Below are 21,059 nucleotides of genomic sequence, written 5' to 3'. Positions count from 1 at the left end.
GCTCACGCGACACGCTGACCGGTTCATCGCCGAAGGTCGGCGTGTGGGTTCCGATCGGTCACCATCGATCGGCCGGCCGCCGTGGCGAAGGCCGGAAGCCGTGCACCCGCCGGTTCCGGCCCGGTGCGACAGCGCTCGGCGTGTCACGGCGTGTCTCTTCCCGAGATGTCCGGCGTGTCGGCGCTTTTCGCCACGCGGCGCCGACCCCGTGACGAGCTTGTGGGCACCCCACCGGAAGGGAGGTCATAGCGGCGCGCTACGGTAGTGACCGATGACACAGAATGGAGCGTTGTGACAACGCGGCCGCCAGCCGCAGAGGGCGACTCGTTCCGAAGAGATGCCTTCCCACCCCCGGTGGATTCTGCGGTTACGGCACGCGCAGCCGAAAGTATCGAGCTCGCCGCGCTTTTACATCGATGCGGCCGGGCCGACCAGGAAGCATTCGCCGAACTGTACGACCGAACGTCCGCGCGCGTCTTCGGTCTGGTATTGCGCGTCCTGCACGATCCCGGATACGCCGAGGAAACCACGCAAGAGGTCTATCTGCAGATCTGGCGGGTGGCATCGAGTTTCGACCCGGCGAAGGGTTCCGCGGTCACCTGGTTGATGACACTCGCGCACCGGCGCGCCGTCGACCGGGTGCGCGCCGAGCAAGCCCACACCCAACGCGAGGTCGCGTACGGGATCCGGGTCCTCGGCAACGAATTCGACGAGGTCACCGAAGAGGTCGAGCGCAGGTTCGAACAGCAGGCCGTCCTGGCCGGTCTCGCCACGCTCACCGAAACCCAGCGGGAAGCCATCTCGCTCGCCTACTACGGCGGGCGCACCTATGCGGAGGTAGCCACCTACCTCGACGTAGGGTTACCTACGGTTAAGTCCCGGATTCGGGACGGATTGACACGACTGAAGAAAAGTTTGGGGGTGACGTGAGATGAACGAACGCCAGATCGATCTCGCGCACACCGTCGCGCTCGGATCGATCGACGACGAAGACCATCGGGAAGTGCAGGAATTGCTCGACAACGAGGACCCCGTGCTACGCGCGGAGTTCGTCAGAGAAGTCAGAGACACGAAAGAAGCGCTCTCCGCTCTCGCCGCAGCCACGGCGGCCACTCCGCCGCCGTCGCTGCGTGCTCGCCTACTCGCGGCCATCGCCGCCGAACAGCCCCCGGTCGCCAGCTGAATCCGGCGTTCCGCCAGGCATTCCCCGCTCCGCGCGTACGGGCCGACCCGCCCGGATCATCCGGTGACCTTCGTCCCGCGGCAGATAGCGCGTCGAGCTTCGGAACACCCTCGCCTACCAGCGGTAGTCACGCCGCGGCCTGGGCTTGTCGCCAGGACGGGCAAGGCCCCCGAACCACGTGGTTCGGGGGCCTTGTCGACGGTGTGCCGCGCAGCGGCACTCCGCTCAGTGTGCGTGGCCGTGGTGGCCGTGATCGTGCTGCTCTTCGGCGGGCTTGTCGACGACGGCGCTCTCGGTGGTGAGCACCATGCGCGCGACCGACGCCGCGTTCACGACGGCCGAACGGGTCACCTTGACCGGGTCGACCACGCCGTCGGTGAGCAGGTCGCCGTAGGTGAGCGTGGCGGCGTTGAAGCCCTCCTTGCCCTCGGCCACCTTGTTGACCACCACCGCGCCGTCCAGGCCCGCGTTGGTGGCGATCCAGTACAGCGGCGCCTGCAGCGCGGTGCGCACCACCTCGACGCCGACGGCCTCGTCACCGGACAGCGAGTCGCGCAGCTCGACGAGCTTGGCGCTCGCCTGCACCAGCGCGGTGCCGCCACCGGGCACGATGCCCTCTTCCACGGCGGCCTTGGCGGCGCTCACCGCGTCCTCGACGCGGTACTTGCGCTCCTTGAGCGCGGTCTCCGTGGCCGCGCCGACCTTGATCACCGCGACGCCACCGGCCAGCTTGGCCAGCCGCTCCTCGAGCTTCTCGCGATCCCAATCGGAATCGGTGGACTCGATTTCGCGGCGCAGCTGCGCCACGCGCGCCTCCACGTCCGCCGCGGAACCGGCGCCGTCGATGATCGTGGTGTCGTCCTTGCTGACGACGACGCGACGCACCTTGCCGAGTACGTCGAGGCCCGCTTCACGCAGGGTGATGCCCAGGTCGGGGTTCACCACGGTGCCGCCGGTGACCACGGCCAGGTCGTCGAGGAACGCCTTGCGGCGGTCGCCGAAGAACGGGGCCTTCACGGCCACGGCCTTGATCGTCTTGCGGATGGCGTTGACCACCAGGGTCGACAGCGCCTCGCCCTCGACGTCCTCGGCGATGATCAGGACCGGCTTACCGCTCTCGGCCACCTTCTCCAGCAGCGGCAGGAAGTCCGGCAGCGAGCTGATCTTCTCGCGGTGCAGCAGGACGAACACGTCCTCCAGGACGGCCTGCTGGCTGTCGGGATCGGTGACGAAGTAGGGCGAGAGGTAACCCTTGTCGAACTGCACGCCTTCGGTGACGACGAGTTCGGTCTGCAGCGTCGAGGACTCCTCGACGGTGACGACGCCGTCCTTGCCGACGGTGGTCAGCGCCTTGCCGACCATCTCGCCGATCTCCTCGTCCCGCGAGGACACCGTCGCGACCTGCGCGATGGCCTGCTCGCCGGAGACCGGGGTGGCCAGCGCGAGCAGCGCCTCGGAGACCGCGTCGACGGCCTTGGCGATGCCGGAGCCGAGGACGATCGGATTCGCTCCGGCGGCAACGTTCTTCAGCCCGGCGCGGACCAGCGCCTGGGCCAGCACGGTGGCGGTGGTCGTACCGTCGCCCGCGACATCGTTGGTCTTGGTGGCGACGCTCTTGACCAGCTGCGCGCCGAGGTTCTCGAACGGGTCTTCCAGCTCGATTTCGCGCGCGATGGTGACGCCGTCGTTGGTGACGGTCGGACCGCCGAAGGACTTCGCGAGCACGACATGCCGTCCGCGCGGGCCGAGAGTGACCTTCACCGCGTCGGCGAGCTTGTCGACGCCGCGTTCCAGAGCCCGGCGAGCCTTCTCGTCGAACTCGATCTGCTTTGCCATGAGGATTCGCTCCTGTAGTGGATTGCGGCGCTCCGGACGCCTACGGGCCCGTCGCTCGCACCGCGTGATTCAGTGCCGGGATGTCGGCGCCGAACGCGTTCCGCCCCGGGTCGCGAAAGACACCGGGGCGGAACGCATGCGTGCCTGATCGGCTACTTGGTGACGACGGCCAGCACGTCGCGCGCCGACAGGATGAGGTACTCCTCGCCCTGGTACTTGATCTCGGTGCCGCCGTACTTGCTGTAGATGACGGTGTCACCCTCCTGGACATCCAGCGGGATGCGCTTCTCGCCCTCGTCGTCCCACCGGCCGGGACCGACGGCGACAACGGTGCCCTCTTGCGGCTTTTCCTTCGCCGTGTCAGGGATGACCAGGCCGGAGGCCGTCGTCGTCTCGGCCTCGTTGGCCTGGACGAGGATCTTGTCCTCGAGCGGCTTGATGTTCACGCTCGCCACGTTGAGCCCTCCACTTTCAGGGGATTCGGTCGTCCGGGACTGTTGCCCCGGACTCATCGGTTGGTCACGGTGCTGACCCTGCGCATAGCCCCGTCGTCGCGGGTGCCGGGACCCCTGCCCAGTGGTCAAGCTGCTGGCACAAGCACTACACACAGTGCCGACTAGCACTCTATACATGAGAGTGCCAGCGCTCAAGGGTGGGCGGTGCCAACTTTGCGCGGCGCGCCCATTCAGCCTCCGGCTTGGCGATAAGTTCGGAGAAACAGTAACGTTCGGATAACGGATTGTGACACTATTGACGACGGTCGCTGTCCGGCCGCCACGTTCCTCGCCCGCGCGGGCGCGGGCGAGGCCGCACACAGGTACCACAGCGCCGCCGAAACACGCAGCGTCGCAGCACGATCGTCTCGCACTACCAGCTTCACCAGAGAGCAATACACACGTGATCCATGGCCGGTCCCCGCGACCCACCCGGACGAGGGGCCGGTTCGTTTCCCGGTCCGGGTCGCGCGTCATCCACACGGCGGTCCGGCAGTCCATTCGAGATGGTCGGCGACACCATGACCATCCGCTCGAAGGGAGGTGAACATGCGAACATCCCTCGGCATCTCGGCCGGGGCGGAGGTGGTGTGCTCGGCGTTGGTCGCCACCGCTTCCAACGGCGCGCAGAGCTTCGATTACCGCGTCGTCTCCGCCGACGCGGCCCATTCCGATCTCGGTGACCTGGTGGCCTCCTCGATCGAGCTGATGACCACCCAGCTGCCGACCACGCAGCCGCCACGCGAGATCATCGGTCCGATCGGCGGGCGGTTCGCGGGCGCGCCGCGTGATGCCGAACCGATGACCGGTCATCCGCCCACCAGTGTCGCGGTCGCCTACCGCACCAAGGAGCAGGCGCAGATAATCCGTTCGGCCACCGGCAAACAGCGCGACCTGCGGCTGATCCCGGAAGCCACCGCCGCCCTGACCTACCTGAAGCACACCGGCCTGCTGGACCGCTACGACACCGTCGCCATCGTCGACCTCGGCGCCTCCGGCCTCAGCGTCACCGTCGCCGACCGGACCGAGGAATCCGTGCTGCGTTCCGATCGCACCGCGGTCGTCAGCGGCAAGGTTATCGATGACCTGATCTACCACCATCTGGTGGACATGCACTTCGCCCGGCGCGGCACCCGGCCCAACCGCGGCATGCTGACCAACCGGGGACGCGCGGCGAAGGAGCATCTGTCCATCGCGCCCGCGGTCACCATCGACCACGTCGCCGGGCGTCCGCTGAAGCTGACCAGGGCCGACTTCGAAGAGTTGATCGCCGACCTGCTGCGCGACCTGGCGCTGTTCGTCACGGCCGCGTTCGCCCGCGCGCCCATGCCACCGCAGGCGGTCGCGGTCATCGGCGGCGGCGCCAACATCCCGGCGGTGCTCGACACGCTCACCGCCGCGCTGGAGGTCCCGGTGTTCACCGTGCCGGACCCCGAGGCGGTGACCGCGAAAGGCGCGGCGCTGATCGCGGATTCGGTGCAACCTTCGGTGTTCCCGGTGAGCGCGCTCGGCGGCGACGCGCCGGCGGGGACGGTCACCAAGGTGTTCGGCACCCTGGCCGGAGCCCTCGTGGTCGTCGGCCTGATCGTCGGTTACGGCGTGAAGACGTTCGCGCCCACCTCGGACGACGAGGTCTCCCCCGCGGGCACCACGAGCAGCGCTTCCCAGCTGCCGCCCCCCACATCCGCACCGCCGTCGACCGCGGCGGCCACCACGCACGGCCACACCGTGGACAGCGCGGGCAGCGCGCCGACGACCACCGAACGCGGGCCGCAGAGCGCGACCGCCGTTCCGCCGACCACGCAGGTGATCACGCCCACGCAGCCCACACTGCGGCCGGACCCGAACCTCCCGCCGATACCGTTCCCCGAGCTACTCGGTCCGCTGTTCGGCAATCCGAATGCGGCGCAGACCGGTTCGCCCGAGCCGCCGTCGAGCCGCACACTGTCGCCGACCGGGCCGAGCGCCGCGGCTCCCGGCACGAACTCGGCACCGAATCAGGCGCCCGCGCGGTCGAGCCTGCCGCCTCCGCCGCGAGAGAACTCCGGGTCGGCGTCGAACCCGGGACTGTTCCTCCCGAACTGAGCCGGCCACAGTTCGATTGCTCCGACAAGCCCACGAAGGCGTGCCGGGACATCACCGGCCGCTCGCCGGGATCGAGCAGGTCAGCGGACCATGCTGACCGACACCGGCAGACCGGGATCGGTAGCGACCGTCAGCGGCGAAGGCGCCGCGCCGCCCGCGATGACATGCGCGCCCAGTGCGGCGATCATCACCCCGTTGTCCGTGCACAGCCGGGGCTTGGGCACCCGAAGGGTCAAACCGGCCGCGGCGCAACGCTCCTCGGCCATCGAGCGGATCCTGGAGTTGGCCGTCGCGCCTCCGCCGAGCACCAGCGTGCCGACACCGACGTCCTGGGCCGCGCGAACCGCCTTCATGGTGAGCACATCCGCGACCGACTCCTGGAACGAGGCCGCGATATCGGGAATGGGCAGATCCTCGGCGGCGACGCCGTCGCGCTGGGCTGCCTCCACGTAGCGGGCCACCGCGGTCTTGAGTCCCGAGAAGGAGAAGTCGTAGCGCGGATCGCGCGGCCCGGTCATACCCCGGGGAAAGGCGATGGCGCGCGGATCACCGCTCGCCGCGGCGGCATCCAGGGCCGGACCGCCGGGGAAACCCAGCCCGAGCAGGCGCGCCACTTTGTCGAACGCCTCGCCCGCCGCGTCGTCGACGGTGCTGCCCAGCTCGACGATCGGCTCGGCCAGATCCGTGACGTGCAGCAGGTGGGTGTGCCCGCCCGACACCAGCAGGGCGACGCACGGCGGCATCGGCCCGTGTTCCAGGGTGTCCACCGCCACGTGCCCGCCCAGATGGTTGAGCGCGTAGAAAGGCACGTCCCAGGCCGCCGCATACGCTTTCGCGGCGGCGACGCCGACCAGTAGCGCACCGGCCAAGCCGGGGCCGATGGTCACCGCCAGCGCGTCCGGCTTCGCGATCCCCGCCGCCGACAGCGCGCGGCGCATGGCGGGCACGATCGCCTCCAGATGGGCGCGCGAGGCGATCTCGGGGACGACGCCGCCGAAGCGCGCGTGCTGCTCCACGCTGGAGGCGACCTCGTCGGCGAGCAGTTCGCACGTGCCGTCGGGGTGGCGGCGGACGATGCCGACTCCGGTTTCGTCGCAGGAGCTTTCGATGCCCATGATGATCACGACAGCACCTCGTCCGGGGTGCGCCAACGCCGGTCCTCGGTGCTCAGGGCGGGCCTGCGCATCGTGTACGCGTCCGCGCCACTGGGGTGGTAGTAGTTCTTGCGCAAGCCGATGATGTGGAAGCCGTGCTTGGCGTACAGCGCGATCGCGGGCGCGTTGTCGGTGCGGACCTCCAGGAACACCGGTCCACCGCGCCTGCCTGCCTCGGCGAGCAGCGCCTCCAGCAGCAGGGTGCCCACACCCGCGCGGTGGCAGCGGGGATCGACGCCGATGGTGTGCACCTCGGCCTCGGGGTGTTCGGCATCACCCAGCAGGGCGATACCCGCGTAGCCCACCATTCGCCCGTCGTCGTCGCGTGCGGTGATGTAGCGGTTGTGCCGGCCGGCCAGCTCGGACCTGAACGCCACGGCGGCCCACGGATCGTCCTCCGGGAACAGCAGCTGCTCCAGTTCGACGCAGCGGGTGATGTCGGCGGCCACCATCGGCTCGATGCGGAAAGCCACGGACGTCACGCTCCCGTCCGGTCGAGTCGGCGGTAGGCGTTCTCCACCGCGTCCGGCCTGCGCAAGTACAGCGGAACCAGCGGCTCGGGCACGCTGCGCGACAGCAGCTCGGCAGCCGCGACGCGCACCAACCCGATGGGCGACGGCGTCTCGGCGGGGACTACGGGAAGGTCGAAGAAGTCGACGTGCGAAGCGGATCCGGCGATAGCCGTGGCCTGGTCCGTGTCCAGATCGGAGGGCTTGCACACCTCGGGTCCGGCCACCCGGTCGCCTTGCCGATACCGCGCCCAGTACACCTCGCGCCGCCGCGCGTCGGTCACCACGAGCAGTTCGGCGTCGGCCGGGAGGTCGACCGTAGGCGCCACGGCAGGGTCGGCGGCAGCGTCGGCGGCGATCGCGTCGAGGCTGCACACGCCGTAGACCGGGATGCCGAGCGCGTCACCGAAGGCGGCCGCGGTGGCCATGCCGACGCGCAGGCCGGTGAACGGCCCCGGACCCACGCCGACGACGATCGCGTCGACTTCGGTCCTGGAACGGCCTGCCTCGGAGAGGCATTCGAGGATCTGCGGGGTGAGCACCTCGGCGTGGGCACGGGGATCGACGCGCACCCGGGAGGCGACGGTCCGTGCCCGGACGGGATTCGCCACGTCGGCGCCCGGCTCCAGCTCCACCAGTCCCGCTGTGACGGCGGGTGTCGCGGTGTCGACGGCTAGTACAAGCATGATTGGCCCAACGATACCGGGTGGTAAGCGTCACCGACGCATAGCTACCCGATAGCTAATCCACCCATTCCCAGATCGCGGTGCGCACATCCGAATCCGGCGTACGCGACAGCAGCACGCGCAGGTGACGCTCCGCGAGGTGCTCCACCACGCCGCGGCCCCACTCCACCACCACCACCGCCTGATGCAGATCGGTGTCCAGATCCAGTGCGTCCAGCTCATCGAGATCGCCGCCGAGCCGATAGGCGTCCACGTGCACCATGGGCACCGGCGGCCCGCCTTCGCGCTGCCCGGCGCGGTGCTGGCGGGCGATGATGAACGTCGGCGAGCTGACCCGTCCCTGTACGCCGAGCCCCGCCGCGATGCCGCGGGTGAGCGCGGTCTTGCCCGCACCGAGCGGCCCGTCCAGCACCACCAGATCACCGGCGCGCAGATCCGTGGCCAGTTCCCGGCCGAGCGCCTCGGTGTCGGCGACGGTGGGCAACACCCGATACCCCGGATCAGCCACCGGCCACCTCCGAAGCGTCCCCGGCCACCGGCTCGATCGCACCGGCGCGTACCAGCAATCGCTCCAGCGCGGCGTTGACGATGTCCGGGTACTGCATGTGCGGCATGTGCGCCGCGCCGTCCAGCCGGATGAGCTCGCTGCCCGGCAGCGCCTCGGCCAGCGCACGCGAATTGCGGAACGGGATCACCAGATCGTGGGCGCCGCCGAGCACCAGCACCGGTGTGTCCGCCAGAGCCGGCAACGCGGCCGACTCGTCGTGCAGCTCGATGGACTGGAGGAACTTCACGATGGTCTCCACCGGCGTCCGGTCGATCATCAGCGTCGTGAAACGCGACAGGGTCGGGCTCACCGGACCGTGGAACGAGCTGACGTGCAGGATCGGCGTGATCACGTGCCGCGCGGTGACACGTCCGGCCTGCACCAGCGCGGGCGCGGTGAGCACCGCCAGCCGGAAGCCGTCGATCGCCGGATTGCGCAGCAGCTGCCCGATGCCCGCCGCGGTGACCTCGGCGGCCGCGGTCGACAGCAGTGCGATCCCGATCACCCTCGCCGCGAACAGATCCGGGAATCGCGCGGCCGCGGCCAGGATCGCCATCCCGCCCAGCGAATGCCCGACCAGCACCACCGGTCCGGTCGCGGCGGTGGCGCGCAGCACTGCCGCGAGGTCGCGCCCGAGCTGGGCGATGGTGCAGCTCGCCGCGCTCGGCACGCCGGAACGGCCGTGCCCGCGCAGGTCGAACAGCACCATGCGAACCCGTGCGCCCCACCGCCTTTCCAGGTCACGCCGCTGAAAGTGGAACGACGCCATGCTGTTGCAGAAGCCGTGCACGAAGATCACCGTCACCGGCGCGTCGTCGGGGCCGCAGGTCCGCGTGGCCAAGGCAACGCCGTCATCGGCGAGCACCGTGCCCGCGCGGTCGGCATCGATCAGCCCGAAATCCTCGTCGCGGTGGTCGTCGCCGCGCGCGGGCCACAGCACGCGCGCGCCGGCGCGACGCAGGGCGTGGGCGCCCGCCAGCGCACCAACGACACCCACAGTGGCCAGCCCGCCTCGCAGCGGGGTCACCCGGAAGCGGCTCATCGCACGTCACCGATGAAGCGCCGGGTGACCCGGCCGCGCGGCGAGCACACCACTTCGTAGTGGATGGTGCCGAGCAGGTCCGCCCATTCCTGGGCATGCGGTCGCGCGCCGAAGAGGACAGCGGTATCGCCTTCCCGGACACCGGCCGCGTTGTCACCCAGGTCGACGACGAACTGGTCCATGCACACCCGGCCGACGTTTCTGCGCCGAGCCCCGCCGAGCCAGACGTCGAATCGTCCGCTCAAGGGACGGAACACGCCGTCGGCGTAACCCGCCGGGATCAACGCGACGGTGGTGTCGTGCGGCGCGATCCACTGGTGCCCATAGGAAACGCCTTCACCTGCGGCCACCCGCTTGACCAGGGCCACCCGGGCCTGGAACGTCATCGCCGGGCGCAGGCCGAAATCGTTGTCCGGTATCGGCGACAGGCCGTACATCGCGATGCCCGGCCGGACCAGGTCGAAGGCCAGGTCGGGCCGGGTCAGGGTGGCGGCGGAGTTGGCGATGTGCACCAGCTCCGGCTCCAAGCCGTGCTCCTTGGCGGTGGCGATCGCCTCCAGGAAGCGGGCGCGTTGCACGTCGTTGTTCGGGTGCTCCGGCTCGTCGGCGTGCGCGAGGTGAGAGAAGATCGCGCGGAAACGCACCGCCTGCTCGTCGACCAGCGTGCGCAGCGCGGCCAGTACCTCCGGGTACTCGACCGGCGACACGCCGTTGCGGTTCAGGCCGGTGTCCACCTTCACGGAGACCGTCGCCGTACGGCCCACCTCCCGCGCCGCGGCCTCGACCGCTCGCAAGTGGGAGAGCGAGGAGATGCCGATCTCCACATCGGCGGCCACCGCGGCCGCGAAGTCGGTTTCGGTGTTGTGCAGCCAGCACAGGATGGGTGCGGTGATCCCGGCCGCGCGCAGCTGCACGGCCTCGGCCACCGTGGTGACGCCCAGCTCGGCCGCCCCCGCCGCGAGAGCAGCCCTGCCCACCTCGACCGCGCCGTGGTTGTAGGCGTCGGCCTTCACCACCGCCAGCACCGCGGCATCGCCTGCGTGTTCCCGCAGGATCCGCACGTTGTGGGCGATGGCATCCAGGTCGATGACCGTTTCCACTTGCGCATTCACGGCAGTCGGTTCCGCCTCTCCGGGGATTCGAGCCGTACCAGTGAGGTGGTACAGGATCAGCCGAGTCTATTGGCGCGCTCGGTTCCGGTTCCACTCGGTTTGCGCGCCGGTCGGCACGCGTGATCGGCGCCACGACGGGCGCCGATTTCGACAGCGCGATAGACGCGGACCTCAGCAAACCGGGTCGCTGGGCAGCCGTCAAGGCTTCGAATACGCACCGAACTCCGGCCCGCGACGGCACGGCCTTTGTCGGACCATCGACTTCGACACCGTCGTTCCGCCGACACATCAGCGCATGCTCGGTGCTCGCGAAGTCGCGCCGGGGCTCAGTAGAAGCCTGCGGCTCCGGACCGAGTGGATCGCCGCGCACGGCGGCGACCTGCGGGTGGCCTCGGCTCGATAGTGCTGTCGCCGAGTGAGCGACCTGCGTGAGCACGCCGACCCGGTGGCCAGGGCGCGGGAAGGACTGAGGACAAGTCAGAAGGGGTGCGCGAGGCGACGCAGGACACCGATCGCGGGACGGACATGAGCTGCCAGGACACTGGCGGAGATGGGGGCTCCCGAGGGCGCGTCGTCATGGGCGGCGAGGTTCGCGGCCAGCGCGTGCACCCGCGCGGCCGCGGCGGCCGACCAGGCAGGGTCGCGGCCCGCCGCGAGCAGCGTCCCGATGATGCCGGAGAGCACATCCCCCGCGCCCGCGGTCGCGGCCCACGAACCGCCCGCTTCGTTGACCAGGACGGGACGGCCCGGTGCTGCCACAAGCGTGGCGCGGCCTTTCAGCAGCACCGTGACCTGCCAGGAATCGGAGAGCTCCCGGACCGCGGCCACCCGGTCCGGGCCGAGTTCGCGGCCGGTGAGGCGAGCGAACTCGCCCGCGTGCGGGGTCAGGACCGTAGGGGCCGCGCGGCCACGCACCAGTTCCGGCTCCGTGGCCAGCAGGGTCAGACCGTCGGCGTCGACCACCACCGGGAGGTCGGTTGCCAGGATCGCGGCAAGGCGCTGCCCGGCGTCGGCGTCGGTGCCCGCGCCGGGGCCGAAGACCCAGGACTGGACGCGACCGGTATCGGCGATCCGCTGGGTGGCGATCACCTCGGGGAAGTGGTTCAGCACCTCGGCCGCCGCGGTTCCCGCATACCGCACCATGCCCGAAGTCGCGGCCACGGCGGCGCCCGCGCACAGCACCGCGGCGCCGGGATATGTTGCGCTGCCCGCGCAGATACCCGTCACACCCTGCGTGTACTTGTCGTCGGACGGACCGGGAACCGGCCACGCGGCGCCGATCGATGCCGGCTCCAGCGCGACCAGACTCGGCTCCGGCAGGTCCAAACCGATGGGGACCAGCTCGATTCGGCCACACTGCGGCGCAGCGAGGACGTGCACGGGCTTGTACGCACCGAAGGCCACCGTGACCTCCGCACGGACGGCCGGGCCGTCGATCGCGCCGGTGCCCGGGTCGACGCCGCTGGGCAGATCGGCCGCGACGATCGGAGCGTGCAGCGCCGCAACGATTTCCGCCGCTTGCGGCCGCAGCGGGCCACGACCGGAGATGCCGACGATGCCGTCGATCACCAGGTCGGGGTCGCCCGGGTCGTCGGCGACCCGTCCGCCCGCGTCGCACAGCGCCGCGAGTCCTTTCGCGTGCACGCGCTCCGGGTTCAGCAGGACCGCGGTGACCGCGACGCCACGGCGGCGCAACTGCGCTCCGGCCCACAGCGCGTCGCCGCCGTTGTCGCCGGACCCGACCAGCAAGGTGACCGCTCGTCCCGCGACCCCCCCGGTGCGCTCCCGGAGTTCGCCCGCCACCACCGTGGCCAAGCCGTGCGCCGCACGACGCATCGGCACGCCGTCCGGCACGCGGGTGAACAGCTCGGCCTCCGCCGCGCGCACCTCCTCGACCGTGAAATAGCCCCGCTGCGTGGACATCGCCGCTCCCTCCGTCGGTGTGGGCTACTACGCTTGGCCATCATGCCAAGCGTCCGTCACCGCACCGGGACCCTCCGCGCCATCACGGGAGCCGCCCTCGCCGGGGCGCTGCTGCTGTCCGGCTGCGGTGGCGACGAATCCGGTTCGGCCGCCACCACTACGAGGAAACCGGCTCGGCCGACCACCACCGCTCAGCAGACCGGCGAGCGCAAGCCCGCCGCCGCCACCGTCGCGGTGGACGACATGAAATTCTCCCCGGCGGAAGTCACCATCGAGGTCGGCGACACGGTCACCTGGAAATTCGACGACAAGGTCCCGCACAGCGTGCAGGGCATCGGCGACAAGGCGATGGGCATCAACAGCCCGATCTTCGACCAGGGCGAGTGGAGCTACACCTTCACCACCCCGGGCAACTACCGCTACCTCTGCTCACTGCACCCGGAGATGCGCGGGTCGGTCACCGTCCGATAGCGCGCACGTGCCGAACGATCCGGAATTGCTGTTCACACCGGACGGTAGTCCCGGGGGCGGGCGCCGCGGGCCGAGCTGGTGTTCAGGGCTTCGACCGCGGCTACGAGGGGAGCGAGTTCCGGATCGGCGGCGGCTTGGCCGAGGGCGCCGGCCAAGGCGGCGTCGTGCGTGGGACGAGCCTGTTCGAGCAGATCCAGGCCGGCCGGAGTGACATCGGTGTAGATGCCGCGGCGGTCGTCGGGGCAGAGGTAGCGCTGGAGCAGGCCGCGGTCCTCGAGCCGGGACACCAGGCGAGTGGTGGCGCTCTGGCTCAGCACCACGGCCTCGGCGACCTGGTTCATCCGCAGGTGCCCGCCCGGCCCGTCGTGCTGACGGCTCAGGACGAGCAGCAGCGAGTACTCCCGAACGCTCAGGTCGTGACCGGATTGCAGCGACCGTTCGATATGCGCCTCGATCCGGTCGTGCAGCAGCGAGAGTGCGTACCAACCATCGGCCAGGCCGGTCAGAGCGGCATCCGCGGTCATCGGCGTTCCTTCGCGTCGGGGATCAGGCCTCCAGGATAGACGGGCTACGCAGTAGCCCGCGCTTGCAATTAAAGTGCGCCTGCAATTATTGTTGCCGCTTGTAAAGTTTGGACGCAACGTTCCTGGAGGCTCATATATGCCCCTCGCACTCCTCGCCCTCACCCTCGGGGCGTTCGGAATCGGGACGACGGAATTCGTCGTCGTCGGTCTGCTTCCCGACATCGCGGGCACCTACGCGGTATCCATCCCCACCGCGGGCCTGCTGGTCACCGGGTACGCGCTCGGCGTCGTGGCGGGTGCGCCGCTGATGACCGGGCTCGGCACCCGGGTATCGCGCAAGCGCATGCTGCTCGGCATGCTGGCGCTGCTCGTCCTCGGCAACGTCCTGTCCGCCGTCGCACCGACCTTCGGGTTGATGCTCACCGGGCGGATCGTGGCCTCGCTCGCCCACGGCGCGTTCTTCGGGATCGGCGCGGTCGTCGCGGGAACACTGGTCGGCCCCGACCGGCGCGCCGGTGCGATCGCGATCATGTTCACCGGGCTCACCGTCGCCACGATGGTGGGCGTTCCGCTGGGCACGCTGCTCGGGCAGTACTTCGGCTGGCGGCTGACCTTCTTGTTCGTCGCGCTGGTCGGGCTGATCGGCCTGGTGGGCGTCGCGGCGCTGGTTCCGGCGCAACCCGCGCCCGCGGATGCCGCGCTGCGCACCGAACTCGCGGTGTTCCGCAATCCCCAGGTGCTGCTCGCCATGGCGATGACAGTGCTCGGCTTCGGCGGCGTGTTCGCCGCGATCACCTACCTCGCGCCCATGATGACCGAGGTCACCGGCTATGCGGAAAGCTCGGTCACCTGGCTGCTCGTGCTGTTCGGTCTCGGCTTCTTCCTCGGCAACCTGATCGGCGGCAAGTTCGCCGACCGGCACCTGATGCCGATGCTGTACCTCACGCTCGGCGGGCTCGCGATCGTCCTCGCGCTGTTCACCGCCACGGCGCACAGCAAGGTCGGCGCCGCGGTCACGGTCGTGCTGATCGGCGCCCTCGGCTTCGCGACCGTCCCGCCGCTACAGAAGCGCGTCCTCGACCAGGCAGCGGGCGCGCCCACCCTGGCCTCCGCGGTCAATATCGGCGCGTTCAATCTCGGCAATGCCGTGTCCGCCTGGCTCGGTGGGGTGGTGATCGCCGCGGGTCTCGGCTACACCTCCCCCAACTGGGTCGGTGTGGGCTTGGTCCTGGTCGCGTTGGTACTCGCGGTCACGTCCGGCTACCTCGAACGTCGCGCCCCAGCCGAGCCGGCGCAGCCTTTGGCCACCGTGCACGCATAGGCGCCTGACCGCGGAGCGGCGGCCGCGCACTCGAGGGTGCGTGGCCGCTGAACTATTCCACGGTGACGGATTTGGCCAGGTTGCGTGGCTTGTCGACGTCGTAGCCGCGCGCCTGGGCCACTTCGGCGGCGAAGATCTGCAGCGGGACCGTCGACAACAGCGGCTGGAACAGCGTCGGCGCGCTGGGGATCTCGATGAGATCGTCGGCGAACGGGCGAACGGTGTCGTCGCCTTCCTCCGCGATCACGATGGTGCGCGCGCCGCGAGCCTGGATCTCCCGGATATTGCTGAGCAGCTTCGAGTGCAGTACCGCGCGCCCCTTCGGCGACGGCATCACCACGATCACCGGGAGGCCGTCCTCGATCAGCGCGATCGGCCCGTGCTTGAGCTCGCCGGCCGCGAACCCCTCCGCGTGCATGTAGGCCAGCTCCTTGAGCTTGAGCGCGCCTTCCAACGCCACCGGGTAGCCGACGTGACGTCCGAGGAACAGCACCGTCGGCACCTGCGCGAGCTCCCGCGCGATCGCCCGCACCTGCGGCGCGGTCTCCAGCACGCGTTCGACCAGCTTCGGCATAGCCTCGAGTTCGGCGAACTCACGGGCGACCTCGTCCGGGTACTTGGTGCCGCGCGCCTGCGCCAAGGCGAGCCCGACCAGGTAATTCGCGGTCACCTGAGCCAGGAACGCCTTGGTGGAGGCGACGCCGATCTCCGGCCCGGCCCTGGTGTAGAGCACCGCGTCGGACTCGCGGGGGATCTGCGCGCCGTTCGTGTTGCAGATCGCGAGGACGCGCGCCTTCTGCTCCTTCGCGTGTCGCACCGCCTCCAGCGTGTCGGCGGTCTCGCCGGACTGGGAGATCGCCACCACCAGCGTGGAACGGTCCAGCACGGGATCGCGGTAGCGGAATTCGCTGGCCAGCTCGACCTCGACGGGCAGCCGCGTCCAATGCTCGATGGCGTACTTCGCCAGCAGACCGGAGTGATAGGCGCTGCCGCACGCGACGACGAACACCTTGTCGAAGTCGCGCAACTCCTGGTCGGCGAGGCGCTGCTCGTCCAGCACGATCCGGCCCGCACCGTCGTGGTCGGTGCTGAAATGGCCCATCAGCGTGTCCGCGACCGCGGCGGGCTGCTCCTCGATCTCCTTGAGCATGAAGTAGTCGTGGCCGCCCTTCTCGGCTGCGGCCAGGTCCCAGTCGATGGTGAACGGGCGGGTGCGCGAACCGGCGTCGTTGCCCGCGAAGTCGGTGACCCGGTAGCTGTCCAGGGTGATCACGACGGCTTGGTCCTGGCCGAGTTCGACCGCCTCGCGGGTGTGCTCGATGAACGCCGTGACGTCCGAGGCGATGAACATCTCGCCCTTGCCGACGCCGACGACCAGCGGCGTGGAGCGGCGCGCGGCCACGATCGTGTCCGGGTGGTCGGCATGAGTGAAGACCAGGGTGAACGCACCCTCCAAGCGGCGCAGCACGGCCAGCGCGCTGGCCGCGAAATCACCGGCGGTCGGGCCGTTGGCGTACGCACGGGCCACCAGGTGCACGGCGACCTCGGTGTCGGTGTCGCTGCTCAGTTCGACACCGGCGTCCTCCAGCTCACGACGCAGCGGAGCGAAGTTCTCGATGATGCCGTTGTGCACCACGGCGACCTTGCCGCTGTCGTCCCGGTGCGGATGCGCGTTGCGGTCGGTCGGCGCGCCGTGCGTGGCCCAGCGGGTGTGCCCGATTCCCGTGGTGCCCGCGAAGCGGTCCATCCCGGATTCCGCGAGTTCGGCCTCCAGATTGGCCAGGCGACCCGCCTTGCGTTCCACCGCCAGCGCGCCCGCGCCGTCCAGGATCGCCACACCCGCGGAGTCGTATCCGCGATATTCCATGCGGCGCAACGCGTCAACGACGACGCCGAGCGCGTCTCGGTACCCGACGTACCCCACGATTCCGCACATGGCTCACCACACTACTTATCGGATAACGTTCACGTCGTGTCGGCGTCTGTGAAATCGCTACTGAGCACCCTGACCAGCCGTGGCCCGCACCGCGTGTTGCGTGGCAATCTGGCCATCGCCGGCCAGCCGGGGGTGGTGTTCACGCCCGAGTCCGGGCGGAATCTACCTGCCGTGGCGTTCGGACACGGCTGGCTGACCGGGGGAGCCACTATCGCACCCTGCTCGAGCACCTCGCTTCCTGGGGAATCGTGGCCGCCGCCCCGGACACCGAGCGCGGGCCGATTCCGTCACATCTGGGCCTGGCCGCCGATTTGCTCACCACGCTCGACATCTGCACCGGCGTGCGGCTCGGCGACGGCGAGATCAGCGTGCATCCGGAGCGCCTCGCCCTGGCCGGACACGGCATGGGCGCGGGCGCCGCCGTGCTCGCGGCCTGCCGCCGCGACGTCGCCACCGTCGCGGCGCTGTTTCCCGCGCCGACGGCGCCCGCCGCCGAGGCAGGCGCGCCCGAACTCGACATTCCGGCGTTGATCCTGGCCGGCGCGACCGACATCACCTCGGTCAGCTCCAACGCCATTCCGCTGGCCACCGCGTGGGGCGGCTCCGCCATCCTGCGCGCCGTCGACAAGGCCTCGCACAACGGCATCATCGAGGGCCGCCGCGTGCTCGCCGCCGTGGGCGCGGGCAAGCACGAAGCCAAGACCGCCCGCACCACCCGCGCGCTGCTGGCCGGTTACCTGCTCGCCACGCTGGCGGGCGACAAGACCTACCGCGCCTTCGCGGACCCGGACGAAGTCATCCCGCACACCACCGTCGTCGACCCGGACGCGCCCCAGGAGGATGAGGCGCCGAAGCTGAAGGTGGGGCAACTCGCCGCACTGCTGCGGCGGTAGCGCGGACGCCGAAGGCCGCCGCGCCGGTCAGATCAGCCAGCTCTTGCGCTGGTAGAACTTGGCCTCCTCGTCCTCATCGTCGACCGGAGTGACCGTCTGATTCGCCCGGCGGGCGGCCATCGACCGGGCGATGGCCTCGCGCTGCTCCCGCGCTTCGTCTTCCAGCCGTTGCTTCTCCGCCTCGACCGCGGCCTCGTCCGGTTCGCCCGCATGCGCAGTCCAGAATTCGTTCATGTCGGCGACCAGGCGGTCGGCGAACTCCCGGCCGGTCGCCGCGGTCTCCTCGTTGATCGCCTGGATCTCGTCGAGCAGCAGTGACATTCGGCGCTGGTTCTCGGCGCCGAGTTGCCTGGCTTCCTCGGCGTAGTTCACCATGTCGCCCCTCCTCGCTCGTCCGGTGTGGCGGCAGTCATCCGGCCGCGCTCACAGTGGGCCCGCCTCCGCGAGCTCCGCACCCAGCGGCCCCGCTTCGGCCAGTTCCGCGCCGCTGTCCACCGGCGCGTCCGATTCCGGCTCGCCCTGTTTCGGCATCGGCTTCGGGTAGTGCTCGCCGTCTTCTTCGCGCCGGGCGCTCGGCGGGGTGGCGCCCGGCAGACCGGGTTGCTCCGCATCGGTGTCCGGGGCGGGAGCCGGGCTGGGTGCCGCCTTCTCCTCCGACTCCGGCGCCTCTGACTCCGGCACCTCGGACTTCCGCGCCTCGGACTCCGGTGCTTCGGACTCCGGAGCCGCAGGCTGGGCATCCTCGGACTCCGGAGCCGCAGGCTGCGCGTCCTCGGGTTTCGGCTCGGTCGCCGAGATGATCGGCATCCCGTGCTCGTTCAGCTCGACGGTGAACTCCCGCACCTCGCCCGTCGCCTCGGAGAGGAGGAGTTTCACCTGGCCGTCCGGCCCCATCTCGAACCGCACGTGCTTGTCGCCGAGATCGAATTCCGCCTTCGGCCGGTGAGTTTCGTCCTTGTCGTCATCGACGCCGTCGTCGGCTTCGGTGCTCTGCATGAGCTTTTCGATCACGTCGTCGACTCCGCTGGTGATGGCGCCACTCAGCGCGGACAACCCGAGATTCAGTGCCTCGCCGACACCCGTTGCCACCGAGGGGAACTCCCGCGCCACCTGGCTGATCGCGGCCAGTCCGTCCAGCGACGGCAGTCTGGGCTCCGGGGTGGTGGGCATGCTCGGCGTCGCCGGCGTGCTGGGCGTGACCGGAGCGCTCGGAGTGGTGGACGTGGGGATGCCGCTCGGTGTGGCGCTCGCCGGGACCGTGGCGGCGGGCGCGCCGGGCGGCCCGGGAGATCCCGTGGCCTCGGGCTCGTCCTGGACGGCGGGCGCCCCGGGCTGCGGTGCCGCCGGGGCTTCCGGGTACGGGTAGGACCGCTCGGCGACCTGCGCCAGCGCATCGGCCAGATTCTTGTACTGATCCGTGAACAGGCGGTCGACCTCGGCGCAGACGTCGACATAGGACGTCAGTTTCCGATCGAAGTCGGGTCGGAAAGTCTTGGTCAGCCACTCCTCGGTGACGCTGCGGACCCGGTCCCCGTACGCGCCGGTGAGCAGATTCCTGCTGTCGGAATTGATGAAGCCGAGCACACTTTTGTTGATCTTGTCCTCCGGCACCGCCAGCGCCGGGAAGATACGGCCGAGTGCGCGCACCTGGTCCGCGTCGATCCACTCCCGCGCATTGTGCACATCCACAACGACTTTCACGTCTTCGGGAGTCTTGCCGTCGATCCGGACGACTTTGCCGCCGCCTATCGGGCCCTCCAGCAGCTCCCTGGTAGCGAACGCTTTCGCGGCGACCGCCGAGCGCAACGCGGCCGCCATGTCGGCGATCACGGCCATGGCCGCTCGGGCGTGCTGCCGGTCCTCGTCGGCCAGAATCGACTGCTTGCCGAGCATGTCGAGCGCCGCGGTGGCCGCCGCGCCCTGCCACAACTCGGGCAGCCGGCGGGTGTAGCCCTGCTGCGCGTCCCATTGGCGATCGACCTCGGACAGGGCGACTTTCAGCGCCTCGCCCGCCTGCTCCAGCTTCTCCAGCCGCATGCCGCGCTGCGCGTCGTACATCGCCAGCAGTTCGGCGACATTCCCGCGCCCGCCATCGCCGCCGAACGCCGCCTCGTACAGCGGCATGAACTCGATCCAGTACCGCAGCCCCGCGGTGCCCTCGTCCAAGAGGGTGTCGATCGACTTGCCCTGCCAGGAAACCGTCATGATTCCGACTCCTCGAATGTGTGGCGTCGCCGGTGCGAACACGGGTCATTCGTCGGTCTCATGTCTTGTTCGTCTCGCCGGCGCGCTGCTGGTCGGTCTCGGCGTAGGCCACCACGGCGGCCCCGAGCGCGTCCGCGGTCGCGGTGGTGGCCTCACTCCACGTGCGTAGCCACGCACTGATCCGTTCGAGACCCTGATGCACCGCGATTCCCTGCGGCGCGTAGCCGCGACCCGCCTCGTCGCCGATGCCGAACGGATGGTCGGCGATTCGCTTCGCCTGGTCGCGGACCGCGTCCGCCGATCTCCGGTAGTCGCTGCCCAGCGCACCGAGCTCCCCCGTCCGCACACCGACCGTCTCCGACCCGCCCACGATTCCCCTCCGTGCTCGTAGTGTCATTGCGCCGACGCGAATCCCGTTCGCGCCGGATGCCGCCGTACTTCCTTCGACGCAACACGCCGACACCCGGTTCCCCTGAATTCCGCTCCCGCGGCGAAGACTAGCTGCCGATCCTGCCCCGGTCGGTGCGAACCCACTCGGAGGTGCCGTCCGGGTGGCGATGGAATTCCCATGCGGCGTAGTCGCCGTCCTTCTCCACCACGGTGACGTGATCGGCGAAGCCGTCGTGGTCGTAGTCGGTCCAGACCTGCATCGCCTCCTCACCCGTCGTGGTGATGGTGTCCAGGGTGCCGTCGCCGTCGATGTCCTGGGTCGGGTGGTGCAGTTCGATCGCACCCAGCCCATCGAGTGACGAGGACGCGTCGATTCCGGGTATATCCAGTCCGGGGAATTCGCCCGAGGTGATCATGACTCCTCCTCAGCGGGACTCATACGGTGGTGCGGTGCCGCTGCAGCGGCATCGTTCCATCCTGACACTCACGCGGGCCCGACGCAGCCTCCCAGCTCACTTCTTCGGCATCAGCAACCACAGGACCAAGTAGATGACGAACTGCGGACCGGGCAGCAGGCACGACACCACGAACAGCAGACGGACGACGTTGGCGTTCCAGCCGAGGTACTCGGCGAGGCCACCGCAGACGCCTGCGATCCACTTGTCGTGGGTGGAGCGGGTGAAACGGCGGGTCGGTGCGGTCATTGGTCTTCCCTCTCTGGCGGTGATGGCTACGACCTCCACTGTGC

21 protein-coding genes and 1 pseudogene are annotated in these 21,059 nt (G+C 69.9%); 6 read left to right on the top strand and 16 right to left on the bottom strand.

Features of this window, described 5'->3' with window-relative positions; all coding sequences use genetic code 11:
- Positions 1-354: 354 nt before the first annotated feature.
- A complete protein-coding gene (locus tag ON19_RS05310; RefSeq protein ID WP_043687700.1) occupies positions 355-930 on the top strand; it encodes a sigma-70 family RNA polymerase sigma factor in 576 nt (191 codons plus the stop codon).
- A 1-nt stretch (position 931) separates the two neighbouring features.
- Positions 932-1,183, top strand: a complete 252-nt coding sequence (locus ON19_RS05305) for an RskA family anti-sigma factor (RefSeq protein ID WP_043687697.1) — start codon at positions 932-934, stop codon at positions 1,181-1,183.
- A 225-nt stretch (positions 1,184-1,408) separates the two neighbouring features.
- Here the strand turns inward: ON19_RS05305 and groL are convergent, their stop codons facing one another.
- Both groL and groES read right to left on the bottom strand, forming a co-directional pair.
- Positions 1,409-3,019, bottom strand: coding sequence for a chaperonin GroEL (gene groL, locus ON19_RS05300; protein WP_043687693.1), 1,611 nt, complete (start codon positions 3,017-3,019; stop codon positions 1,409-1,411).
- A 152-nt stretch (positions 3,020-3,171) separates the two neighbouring features.
- Entirely contained in the window at positions 3,172-3,474 is a 303-nt protein-coding gene (groES, locus tag ON19_RS05295) for a co-chaperone GroES (RefSeq protein ID WP_028479292.1), read from the bottom strand.
- Between the two features lie 588 nt (positions 3,475-4,062).
- Here groES and ON19_RS05290 point away from each other — a divergent pair.
- Complete coding sequence (locus tag ON19_RS05290) at positions 4,063-5,598, top strand: DUF7159 family protein (RefSeq protein WP_043687687.1); 1,536 nt, start codon at positions 4,063-4,065, stop codon at positions 5,596-5,598.
- 80 nt (positions 5,599-5,678) lie between these two features.
- Here the strand turns inward: ON19_RS05290 and tsaD are convergent, their stop codons facing one another.
- The 7 genes from tsaD to ON19_RS05255 all read right to left on the bottom strand — a co-directional run bounded on the left by tsaD (position 5,679) and on the right by ON19_RS05255 (position 12,571).
- A complete protein-coding gene (gene tsaD / locus ON19_RS05285; protein ID WP_043687684.1) occupies positions 5,679-6,722 on the bottom strand; it encodes a tRNA (adenosine(37)-N6)-threonylcarbamoyltransferase complex transferase subunit TsaD in 1,044 nt (347 codons plus the stop codon).
- Positions 6,719-7,225 (bottom strand): ribosomal protein S18-alanine N-acetyltransferase, encoded by a 507-nt coding sequence (rimI, locus tag ON19_RS05280; RefSeq protein ID WP_043687940.1) that lies wholly within the window; start codon positions 7,223-7,225, stop codon positions 6,719-6,721. Before rimI ends, tsaD begins: the two co-directional genes overlap by 4 nt.
- A 5-nt stretch (positions 7,226-7,230) precedes the next feature.
- Positions 7,231-7,947, bottom strand: a complete 717-nt coding sequence (tsaB, locus tag ON19_RS05275; RefSeq protein ID WP_043687679.1) for a tRNA (adenosine(37)-N6)-threonylcarbamoyltransferase complex dimerization subunit type 1 TsaB — start codon at positions 7,945-7,947, stop codon at positions 7,231-7,233.
- A gap of 55 nt (positions 7,948-8,002) precedes the next feature.
- On the bottom strand, positions 8,003-8,455 hold the full coding sequence (tsaE, locus tag ON19_RS05270; RefSeq protein WP_043687676.1) for a tRNA (adenosine(37)-N6)-threonylcarbamoyltransferase complex ATPase subunit type 1 TsaE: 453 nt from the start codon (positions 8,453-8,455) through the stop codon (positions 8,003-8,005).
- Positions 8,448-9,536, bottom strand: a complete 1,089-nt coding sequence (locus tag ON19_RS05265; protein ID WP_043687673.1) for an alpha/beta fold hydrolase — start codon at positions 9,534-9,536, stop codon at positions 8,448-8,450. The genes tsaE and ON19_RS05265 overlap by 8 nt, the downstream gene beginning before the upstream one ends.
- Positions 9,533-10,675: an alanine racemase gene (gene alr / locus ON19_RS05260; protein ID WP_227954950.1), complete on the bottom strand. Its 1,143-nt coding sequence runs from the start codon at positions 10,673-10,675 to the stop codon at positions 9,533-9,535. The genes ON19_RS05265 and alr overlap by 4 nt, the downstream gene beginning before the upstream one ends.
- Positions 10,676-11,125: 450 nt before the next feature.
- The gene (locus tag ON19_RS05255) at positions 11,126-12,571 is read right to left on the bottom strand and encodes an NAD(P)H-hydrate dehydratase (protein WP_043687666.1); all 1,446 of its coding nucleotides are present in this window, start codon (positions 12,569-12,571) and stop codon (positions 11,126-11,128) included.
- 42 nt (positions 12,572-12,613) lie between these two features.
- Here ON19_RS05255 and ON19_RS05250 point away from each other — a divergent pair, with 42 nt between their 5' ends.
- Positions 12,614-13,042, top strand: a complete 429-nt coding sequence (locus ON19_RS05250) for a cupredoxin domain-containing protein (protein ID WP_043687937.1) — start codon at positions 12,614-12,616, stop codon at positions 13,040-13,042.
- Positions 13,043-13,074: 32 nt separating this feature from the next.
- Here the strand turns inward: ON19_RS05250 and ON19_RS05245 are convergent, their stop codons facing one another.
- Entirely contained in the window at positions 13,075-13,566 is a 492-nt protein-coding gene (locus ON19_RS05245; protein ID WP_043687662.1) for a MarR family winged helix-turn-helix transcriptional regulator, read from the bottom strand.
- A 136-nt stretch (positions 13,567-13,702) separates the two neighbouring features.
- Between ON19_RS05245 and ON19_RS05240 the strand changes: the two genes are divergently transcribed.
- Positions 13,703-14,887: an MFS transporter gene (locus tag ON19_RS05240; RefSeq protein WP_043687659.1), complete on the top strand. Its 1,185-nt coding sequence runs from the start codon at positions 13,703-13,705 to the stop codon at positions 14,885-14,887.
- 52 nt (positions 14,888-14,939) lie between these two features.
- Here ON19_RS05240 and glmS read toward each other — a convergent pair whose 3' ends face one another.
- Complete coding sequence (glmS, locus tag ON19_RS05235; RefSeq protein WP_043687657.1) at positions 14,940-16,823, bottom strand: glutamine--fructose-6-phosphate transaminase (isomerizing); 1,884 nt, start codon at positions 16,821-16,823, stop codon at positions 14,940-14,942.
- A 36-nt stretch (positions 16,824-16,859) separates the two neighbouring features.
- Between glmS and ON19_RS05230 the strand changes: the two are divergent.
- A pseudogene (locus tag ON19_RS05230) lies at positions 16,860-17,716 on the top strand (poly(ethylene terephthalate) hydrolase family protein).
- Between the two features lie 27 nt (positions 17,717-17,743).
- On the opposite strand, the gene ON19_RS05225 reads toward ON19_RS05230, so the two are convergent.
- The 5 genes from ON19_RS05225 to ON19_RS05205 all read right to left on the bottom strand — a co-directional run bounded on the left by ON19_RS05225 (position 17,744) and on the right by ON19_RS05205 (position 21,015).
- Positions 17,744-18,091: a hypothetical protein gene (locus ON19_RS05225; protein ID WP_043687654.1), complete on the bottom strand. Its 348-nt coding sequence runs from the start codon at positions 18,089-18,091 to the stop codon at positions 17,744-17,746.
- Between the two features lie 48 nt (positions 18,092-18,139).
- Complete coding sequence (locus tag ON19_RS05220) at positions 18,140-19,921, bottom strand: superantigen-like protein SSL4 (protein WP_043687650.1); 1,782 nt, start codon at positions 19,919-19,921, stop codon at positions 18,140-18,142.
- Between the two features lie 58 nt (positions 19,922-19,979).
- Positions 19,980-20,291, bottom strand: coding sequence for a hypothetical protein (locus ON19_RS05215; protein WP_043687646.1), 312 nt, complete (start codon positions 20,289-20,291; stop codon positions 19,980-19,982).
- A gap of 127 nt (positions 20,292-20,418) precedes the next feature.
- Positions 20,419-20,727 carry a DUF6802 family protein gene (locus ON19_RS05210; protein ID WP_043687643.1) on the bottom strand — a complete coding sequence of 103 codons (309 nt, stop codon included), beginning with the start codon at positions 20,725-20,727 and terminating at the stop codon, positions 20,419-20,421.
- A gap of 96 nt (positions 20,728-20,823) precedes the next feature.
- Positions 20,824-21,015 carry a PspC domain-containing protein gene (locus tag ON19_RS05205; protein ID WP_043687640.1) on the bottom strand — a complete coding sequence of 64 codons (192 nt, stop codon included), beginning with the start codon at positions 21,013-21,015 and terminating at the stop codon, positions 20,824-20,826.
- Positions 21,016-21,059: the final 44 nt, after the last annotated feature.

This window comes from Nocardia abscessus NBRC 100374, from assembly GCF_000308455.1.
GTDB classification, from domain to species: Bacteria; Actinomycetota; Actinomycetes; order Mycobacteriales; family Mycobacteriaceae; genus Nocardia; species Nocardia abscessus.
The sequence above is the reverse complement of the archived record's forward strand: the minus strand, read 5'-3'. Positions and strand labels throughout refer to the sequence as shown.